This is a genomic window from uncultured Anaerococcus sp. (genome assembly GCF_937934665.1).
Lineage (GTDB): Bacteria > Bacillota > Clostridia > Tissierellales > Peptoniphilaceae > Anaerococcus.
Genome location: NZ_CALGYW010000073.1, coordinates 1 through 8279 on the forward strand (window position 1 = coordinate 1; position 8279 = coordinate 8279).

The 8279-nt window shown below is 33.4% G+C and carries 11 protein-coding genes; 3 read left to right on the forward strand and 8 right to left on the reverse strand.

The window, feature by feature from the left end:
* Positions 1 to 106: 106 nt before the first annotated feature.
* From Q0410_RS04240 to Q0410_RS04265, 6 genes are all read right to left on the reverse strand, one after another.
* The gene (locus tag Q0410_RS04240) at positions 107 to 1090 is read right to left on the reverse strand and encodes a hypothetical protein (RefSeq protein WP_299033207.1); all 984 of its coding nucleotides are present in this window, start codon (positions 1088 to 1090) and stop codon (positions 107 to 109) included.
* A gap of 9 nt (positions 1091 to 1099) precedes the next feature.
* Positions 1100 to 2065, reverse strand: coding sequence for a YafY family protein (locus Q0410_RS04245; RefSeq protein ID WP_299033210.1), 966 nt, complete (start codon positions 2063 to 2065; stop codon positions 1100 to 1102).
* 27 nt (positions 2066 to 2092) lie between these two features.
* A complete protein-coding gene (locus tag Q0410_RS04250) occupies positions 2093 to 3097 on the reverse strand; it encodes a hypothetical protein (RefSeq protein WP_299033213.1) in 1005 nt (334 codons plus the stop codon).
* An 81-nt stretch (positions 3098 to 3178) separates the two neighbouring features.
* Complete coding sequence (locus Q0410_RS04255) at positions 3179 to 3994, reverse strand: metal ABC transporter permease (RefSeq protein ID WP_299033218.1); 816 nt, start codon at positions 3992 to 3994, stop codon at positions 3179 to 3181.
* A complete protein-coding gene (locus tag Q0410_RS04260) occupies positions 3988 to 4647 on the reverse strand; it encodes a metal ABC transporter ATP-binding protein (RefSeq protein WP_299033221.1) in 660 nt (219 codons plus the stop codon). The genes Q0410_RS04255 and Q0410_RS04260 overlap by 7 nt, the downstream gene beginning before the upstream one ends.
* Positions 4648 to 4654: 7 nt before the next feature.
* Positions 4655 to 5626, reverse strand: coding sequence for a metal ABC transporter solute-binding protein, Zn/Mn family (locus Q0410_RS04265; RefSeq protein WP_299033223.1), 972 nt, complete (start codon positions 5624 to 5626; stop codon positions 4655 to 4657).
* Positions 5627 to 5717: 91 nt separating this feature from the next.
* Between Q0410_RS04265 and Q0410_RS04270 the strand changes: the two genes are divergently transcribed.
* Positions 5718 to 6140 carry a Fur family transcriptional regulator gene (locus tag Q0410_RS04270; protein WP_299033226.1) on the forward strand — a complete coding sequence of 141 codons (423 nt, stop codon included), beginning with the start codon at positions 5718 to 5720 and terminating at the stop codon, positions 6138 to 6140.
* The gene (locus Q0410_RS04275; RefSeq protein ID WP_299033229.1) at positions 6133 to 6867 is read left to right on the forward strand and encodes a thermonuclease family protein; all 735 of its coding nucleotides are present in this window, start codon (positions 6133 to 6135) and stop codon (positions 6865 to 6867) included. Before Q0410_RS04270 ends, Q0410_RS04275 begins: the two co-directional genes overlap by 8 nt.
* A gap of 94 nt (positions 6868 to 6961) precedes the next feature.
* Here Q0410_RS04275 and Q0410_RS04280 read toward each other — a convergent pair whose 3' ends face one another.
* Positions 6962 to 7228 (reverse strand): type II toxin-antitoxin system RelE/ParE family toxin, encoded by a 267-nt coding sequence (locus Q0410_RS04280; protein ID WP_299033231.1) that lies wholly within the window; start codon positions 7226 to 7228, stop codon positions 6962 to 6964.
* Positions 7218 to 7445 carry a type II toxin-antitoxin system RelB family antitoxin gene (gene relB / locus Q0410_RS04285; RefSeq protein WP_299033234.1) on the reverse strand — a complete coding sequence of 76 codons (228 nt, stop codon included), beginning with the start codon at positions 7443 to 7445 and terminating at the stop codon, positions 7218 to 7220. The genes Q0410_RS04280 and relB overlap by 11 nt, the downstream gene beginning before the upstream one ends.
* Positions 7446 to 7699: 254 nt before the next feature.
* Here relB and Q0410_RS04290 point away from each other — a divergent pair, with 254 nt between their 5' ends.
* Positions 7700 to 8188: an Ltp family lipoprotein gene (locus Q0410_RS04290; RefSeq protein WP_299033239.1), complete on the forward strand. Its 489-nt coding sequence runs from the start codon at positions 7700 to 7702 to the stop codon at positions 8186 to 8188.
* Positions 8189 to 8279 lie beyond the last annotated feature (91 nt).

The window sequence follows — 8279 nt, forward strand, 5'->3', positions numbered from 1 at the left end:
TATATTATCAAAATGTTTAAAACTCTTAGCCGGTGAAATAATAATCTTCATAAAAATCCTTTCTATATATGTATTATTATATCATAAAAAAACTGACCTGGTCTGGTCAGCTCTTTTTATAGCCCCCTAAAAGCTCAATCCAATACTTGATACTTTGAGGCAAATAGTTTTGAAAGTCTTCATGACTTAGATAATTGAATAATTCTTTAGGATCAACTATTTTAATATTTTTATGCTTTTCCTTATCATAGTTTTTTACTGTTCCCTTTGTGGTAAGCAGATATACATCACCATCTAGATGCATATATTCTTCTGCATATATATCAATATCTCCATTCTTAACTTGGATAAAAATATTATTCCCAGTCTTAGGGTCAAGCAAAACACATTCGTAAAGTTCAGTTGATTTTTTATTTGTAGAAGGAATTACTACATAGCCATACCTCTTATTTAAATACATACAAAGCAGGTCTTCGCAATCAGTAGGAGAAATAGAATTATAAAAGCTCTTCTGATTAAAAGTTAATTTCGTATCCGCATAATAATTTGTATTTGCCATTTTATCATAAATAAATTCGGAAAATTCTTTGACCCCTGCTTGGTTTATCCTACAAAAAGTAAGTCTTGAAATAAGAGCAGTTGTCACAGCTCCTGGCACAGCACTCTCATCTCCTATTTCTATCCATTTTCCAATCGGTATTTGAAGACATGCATCTTTTTCCGTACTTTCCTCATTACAATTATAAATTACCTTAGAGTCTGAACCAAATCTAGCTAGGTAATAAATACCTTCGTGCCTCATCCAAATTAAATCGCCTTCTTCAATTTCTCTAGTAAATCTAGTTACATTGGCATTTACACCATTTTTATAAATTTTATACTTGTTACAAAAATCATCATAATCATCAATAGTTTTTATCTCATCTCTTTCTTTGCACACAATATCTAAATCTTCTTTTATGGTTTCCTTAATGTGTGAATCCTTTAAACTCCAACCTATCGCCATGATATTTTTTTCAATCATATAACCAGAAATCTTTTTCTTATCATCTGAATCTGTATTTGCGTGTAATCTCCAAACTGTTGTCATAACCTCTCCTTAAATCTCATATAAATTTTCTTTCAAACTTCCTATAACAGAATCTCTCAGACTCTTTGGCTCTATCACTTCTACATAAGGAAGAAATTGCAAAGCCCAGTATTCTATGCCTTTTTCGGGTGCTAGGAAATCTGCAATATAAAAATCTCCGTCTTTTCTTATCTTTATATCAGTTCCAAATTGTTCGATTACATAGTTTAAGATTTCCTCCTTAAAACGAATTTTTATAAATGATGGTTTGCCAAAAAAAGCATGGGTCGCCTTTTCTATTAGCCTATTTAAGTCATCGGTCCTAAATTTATCCCTATTTTCTCCTAGGATCTTTATATCCTTTATAAAATCAATTCTAAAGGATAAAATATTTGTAAAACCAGGCGTAGTTCCCAAAAGATAATATTTTTTATTGTCAGCTAGTATCCTATAGGCATTTAATTTGTAGGGTCTGTCTCTCCTTGGCAAAAGTTTCTTATCTGACCCATAGGTCAGGTAGGTAAATTCTATTTGACGGTTTTTCTCAATTGCCTCGCTTATAATTTCTATATTTAGAAAAACTTCTTTATTTGAGGTTCTTTTTGACCTATAAAAATCTGGCTGACTTATGTATTTATCAATTGACCTTTGATGTTTGGACTGGGTTATTTCAATTTTTCTTAAAAGCTTAGTGCACTGGTCCTTATCGATATATGATAGGGAAATTATGGCATCCATCAATAGATAAGTCTCGCTTTTTTCAAGCGGACGATCTATAAGATAATAGCCTTTGCCATTGTCGGAAAAGGTTGAAATATCAATCCCAAAGTCTATTAAGTCATTAATGGCACTTGTAATCGTTCTCCTATCTAGCTCGACATTACAATATAAGGCTAGTTTTTTCCTTATCTCGGACATTGAAAGAATATGGTCGGCGTCAGATTCTTCGTATAAAATTTCTAGGATATATAAAATATTTAATCTCGAACTTGCCATAGGTCCTCCTAAAATTATTATATCATATTAAAGTGCTAATTTATAATCAAAATAAGAGTAAAGGCTGGCTTTAACAAGGCTTGTCTTATCCCAAGTATAATTAAGTTTTCTTAGGTAAAAGTCTATCTCTGGATCTATATCCGGAAGGATACCAGCCTTAAAAAAACTTATGTCATAGGCAAGTTTACCTGCCCTTTCCCTATCAATCCCATGGTATATATAATAAGCAAAGATTTCTTCCCTGTTTGATGGGTAATTTCTATTAACAAAGTCTATAAATAAGCTATACGTCCTGGTGTAGGTCAATGTGAGCCCCAATAGATATAAAAAATCTCCATAGGTTTTTATATTTTCTATATAAGATGAATCTTCTATAGATTCGGTCACCTTCCTTGGATAAATATTTTTTAATTCAATTTTTTCATTCAAATAATATTCAAGTAAATATTTTTTAAAATCTTCTATATCTAGCCTTTGATTGATATTTTTTTCATAATATAAGCTGGTTAAACTATCCAGAAAGATTAAAGAAATATTACCTAGGTCATATTTTTCCATACTTTCATTTTTACCCCAACTATAGAAAACACCATCTTCAAAATACTCTCTCATTAAGTCTTTTACTTTAGCTTTAAATTTCTTATCAATTCGAATTTCAAAATAAATTTCATTTTCAAATGTATAGGAAGGATCGATATTGAATCCATCTCGGCAAAATCCTTCCTTTTTTTCTAAATAAGCCCCGTATTCCACCCCATCTACAAAAATAAGTTCCTTGGTTTTTTCATTGTAATAGTGGGCAGGAAGTGGGTTTATTAGGCTAAGACCCAAAAGATATAAGCTTACAAAGGGTAAGTTTCCAATTAGGATATTTTGGTCAAGATTTTCCTTTAAAAACAAGAGAAAGTCAATTTCATCTTCTGAGCTTTTTTTCCTGATTATTTCAAATTCTTTTCTTATCCTTTCCTCAATAAAAAAATTTTCTCCATACTTAGACCTGCTAAGTTTTATAACTTTTTTCTCCAAATTCATATCATCACCTCTTAAGTATATTATAGCAACGACTATATACAAAAAATTGTATAGGTGAAATTTACCATAAAAAAAGACCCCTTAATTAGAGATCTTTTTTCTAACTTTTGTTGATATTATCTTTATTATAGCCACTATTAAAAGAGTTGCTATGGCTATCATTACTATGGCTCCTCCTGGTTTTAGGCCATAATAGAAGGATAGGGTGATTCCTGCTGTCATAAATATTACAGAAAATATTAGGGAGAGTAGGTAGGTTTTTTTATAGGAATCACTTACCAAAAGTGCTGTTGCAACTGGGATTACCATTAGAGAAGTTATCATAAGGGCTCCTACGATTTTGGCAGAGATGGCTATTGTTATTGCAGTTAGGAAGGTAAATACTGAGTTTACTGTCCTTACCTTGACTCCTCCAAGTCTTGCCATTATTGGGTTTATAGATATAAATAGGAGGGCATTGTAAAAGTAAAGGGACATAAATACTACTAGGGCAAAAATTATTCCTACTAGGATGACATCATCTCTTGATACTGTAGTAATTGATCCAAAAAGGTAGGATTCAAAACTCTTTCCTCCCTTGGAAAAGTCTGACAATATCGCCGCAAGACCTATACCAAAGCTCATGATAATGGCTGTTGCCATGTCGCCAAAGTCCTTAAATTTCTTTCTTATTATATCTATGGCAAAGGCTCCTAGAACACAAAATACAAGGGAGGTCCACATAGGATTTATGGAAAAAATTAGCCCCATGGCAATCCCTGCCAGAGATGAGTGGGAAAGGGCATCTCCTATCATGGATGTCTTTCTATTTATCATGACAAGGCCAATCATTGGGATTATTACTGCAAGCATAATTCCAACAACAAGGGCCCTTCTCATAAAGTCATAGCTTAGCATATTACCCCTCCCTTTAGCCTAAAGACCTTATCTACATAGTCTCCTAAGATTTCCATCTCATGGGTTATCATCAATATTGAGATATTGTGGTGGGTGTTTAGGTGGACTAGGAGGTCTAGAAAGTCTTCCTTGGATTTTTGATCGATACCTACAGTAGGTTCATCGAGGATTAGGATGTCAGGGTTATTAACCATGGCCCTTGCTATCATGACTCTTTGAGCCTGGCCTCCGGATAATTTATTGAAGGGTCTATCTATGAGATTTTTTATCTTTAGGGTCGCAAAGGTATCTTCAACCTTTGACTTTGATTTTTTACTGATAGTATTAAAGATTGAAAATTCCTTATAAAGGTTAAGTCCAACATATTCCCTGGCTGATACTGGAAAGGCCACCTTGATGGCTTCATTTACCTGGGGTACGTAGCCAATTTTTTCAAAATTTTTAAAGTCCTCCATATCTATACCAAAAACTTTGATGCTTCCCCTATCTTTTTTTAATTCGCCTAGGATAAGCTTGATTAGGGTGGACTTGCCTGATCCGTTTTCCCCAGAGATTATGGCAAAGTCTCCCTCATCAAGGCTTAGATTTATATCTTTTAATATTAAATTTTCATTATAGCCAAACCTTAGGTTTTTTATTTCTATTTGCTTCATATATATATTATGCTAGCGACTTGTATATATTTTCAAGGTTTTCCTTAATTATTTCTTGGATGGTTACTTCCTTATCTATCTCATCTTGACTTGCAAATTCCATGGTTGATAAAGGCGCTGTGTCTGCTCCAATTTCGTCTGCTATAGTTTTGGCTGCCTTATCTGACCCACCTTTTTCATAGAAAACTGTCCTAATCTTATCAGCCTTGGCAAGATCTGTTACTTCCTTCATGACCTTGGCATCTGGGTCGGCTGTTGATGTTAGACTTGCTAGAGGGATTTGCTCAAGGCCGAAGTCTCTTGCTACATAGCCAAAGGCTTCATGAGGAACTATAAATTTATTATTTGTAACTTGATTAAATTTTTCCTTATATTCATTTATAATCTCATCAAATTCTGAGGCTACTTTTTGGTAATTTTTTTCATAATAATCCTTGTTGGCTGGATCAATTTCTATAAGTTTATCTGCTATTATCTTAGCTTGGGCCTTAGCATTTACAGGTGATATCCAAGTGTGTGGATCAAACTCACCGTGGTGGTGATAACCTTCTTCTTCACCTTCTTCGTGGTCGTGGTCTGCCTTTATTAAATCAAGGCCCTCACTAGTATCAACCATTGTAATATCAACAGTTTCTTCCACATCATTCTTCCAATCTTCCATGCCTGCCCCATTCATAAATATTAGCTGAGACTTACTAAGTTCGGCGATTTCCTTAGCAGATGGTTCAAAATCATGACTTTCTGTTGTAAGGGAATTAAAAGCTTTTACATCAAACTTATCTCCCGCGATTTGCCTAGTCAAATTATATATTGGATAAAATGAGGCATAGATCACACTTGATTCTGCTTGATTTTTACTCTCTTCTACTTGAGATGTTTCTGTTTTTGTCTCTGTTTTTGTATCATCCTTAGCATCATTACCACAAGCTGTTACAGCTAGGGCAAGAGCTAGGCCCATAAATATATTTTTTTTATTCATTTTAAACTCCTTTTGCAAGTGATTTGCATTAGATATTATATAGGCATTTTTATCTCTGTCAAATAAAGTATAGTAATTTTAAGGAGAAAATATGAAATTAAACGACTTATTAAAAGATAAAAATTTAAGAATAACCAAACAGCGCAGACTGATTTTAGACTATATAGACAAAAAAAATGAGCCGGTTTCTGGCAAAGAGATCTACGAAGACCTAAAAAAAGAAATGTCTATAGACCTATCTACCGTCTACCGCAATTTAAATATCCTAGAAGAAAATGATCTGCTTTTAAAGACAGCAGACATAGATGGGATTTCCTACTACCAGATAAATAAGGGCGACCACAAGCACTTTATAACCTGCTCTAACTGCCACAAAAAATTCTTAATCAAATCTTGCCCTGTCCACGAGCTAGAAAAGGAAGTTGAGATGGAAACAGGCTTTATAATAAACGGCCACAACTTTGAATTCTACGGCATTTGTCCTGACTGCCAAAAGGATATTAGAAATGCTTAGGATAGTCCTTGCCCTTATTTTTGCCTTAACTCTCACCTCCTGCGAGGAAGTCACAAGAGATGATAAAAATCAAAGTGAAATAAAAATCGAAGATAGGGAAAAAAACTATGAAAAAGCCCAATTTTCCTATGCCCATGATGGCGATACCATTTGGGTTAGTATTGATGGTGTTGATGAAAAAATAAGGTTTGTCGGCATAAATACGCCAGAACTTGCAAAAGACGGAAACCCCTCCGAATTTATGGCAAAAGAAGCTAAGGATTTTACTGAAAAATCTCTAGAAAATAAGGAAGTCTACCTAGAAAAGGACGTCTCAGATAGGGATAAATACGATAGGCTTTTAAGGTATATTTGGCTAGAAAAACCAGTTACAAACCCAAGTCTTAAAGATATAGAAACTAAAACCCTAAACGGTCTTTTAGTCAAAGAAGGCTTAGCCTACGCTAATTACTATAAACCTGATGTTAAATATCATGACTTTCTAAAAAAGTTAGAAAATACCGCTAAGGCCAATAATAAAGGCATCTGGTCAGATGGGAAATCTGATAAAGATTTTGTAGAAAAAAATGAAAAAATTGATGAATCCTACCTCATAAAGGGCAATAAAAATTCCAAAGTCTACCACCTGCCAGAATGGCCTTCCTACGATACTATTAAGGATAAAAATGCAGTCTATTTCGAAAACGAAAAAGAAGCCAAGGATGCAGGTTTTAGGCCAGCAAGTTAGGTAGCGTAGACCTTAAACCTTGCCAGAAAATCAAATATTTATAAGAAAAAAGAGCTCATCAAAGATTATTTATCTTGATAGCTCTTTTTTATACTTAATCATAAATATTTTTTCTATGACCAACGTCAATAGCAAGGACTATTAGCTCATCGTCTCTAATTTCACAAATCACTCTATAAGCCCCTATCCTATATCTCCAAAGTCCCTTATAATCCCCTTTAAGAGCCTTTCCAAACCTTCTGGGATCATCTATCATATCAAGCTTTGCTTTCATATCCTTAGCTAGCATTAGGCCAAGATGTTTGTCCATTTTCTTTATTTTCTTTCTAACATTTTCTGAAACTACAAGCCTATAAGTCACTTTCGAGTTCCAAAATTAAATCATCTATAGAATGAGTAAGGGGATTTTTTTCAAAATCTGCCAAGGCCTTAAGCCCTGTTTCATAATCAAGCTCATCTTCAATCTGACTTGCTAGGGCAGTTTTAAAAAGCTCAGATAAATTTTTGCCAGTATGTTTAGAATAAGCCTTAAATAACTTATTTTCTTCTTCATTTAACCTAAGTGAAACAACGCTCATAAAAACCTCCAATCTTTGTTTACATTGTACTACATTTTTGTAAATTAGCAATAAATATATGATTGTTTTGAGTAATAATATTTTTATTTATTATTTTACTTTCCCTTAAAAATAAATTGTGTTATAATTTAATCAAGATGATAATTTTAGTTACATCCATCTGTTTATTATACCAAAATATATAATTCTAGTATTCAGCCATAAGGCTTCATATAAATTACAAAGAGGAAATTATGAAAAAACTAATCGCACTAATGGCTCTAGCCTTGACACTTACAGCGTGTGGTAGTGACACCAACACAAAAGAAGTTAAGCAAGAAGAAGTTAAGGAAGAAGAAGTTAAGGAAGAAGTCAAACAAGAAGAAGCTGCAAAAGATGAAACCGAGGGAGAAGTTAAAGAAGAAACCGAAGAATCAGAAAAGCCAAAAGAAGATGATGTCCCAAGAGAATATAAAAACGCACTACGTTCAGCAGAAAACTATATTTCAATGATGCCATTCTCTGAAAAAGGACTTTATGATCAATTAACCTCTGAAGCTGCTGATAAGTATCCAGCAGAAGCTGCTCAATATGCTATTGATAATATTAAAGTGGACTACAACGAACAAGCACTTAAAGCTGCTCAGAACTATCTTAATATGATGCCAATGTCAGATGAACAATTAAAACAGCAATTAATGTCAGATGCAGGAGATAAATACACTGAGGAACAAGCACAATACGCAATCGACCATCTGGACTAATATAAAATTTACTATCATAATAATAAAAATTAGTAATCTATGATAAGAAATTCTATATAAGATTTTTGGAAATGATAAACAATATAAGCAA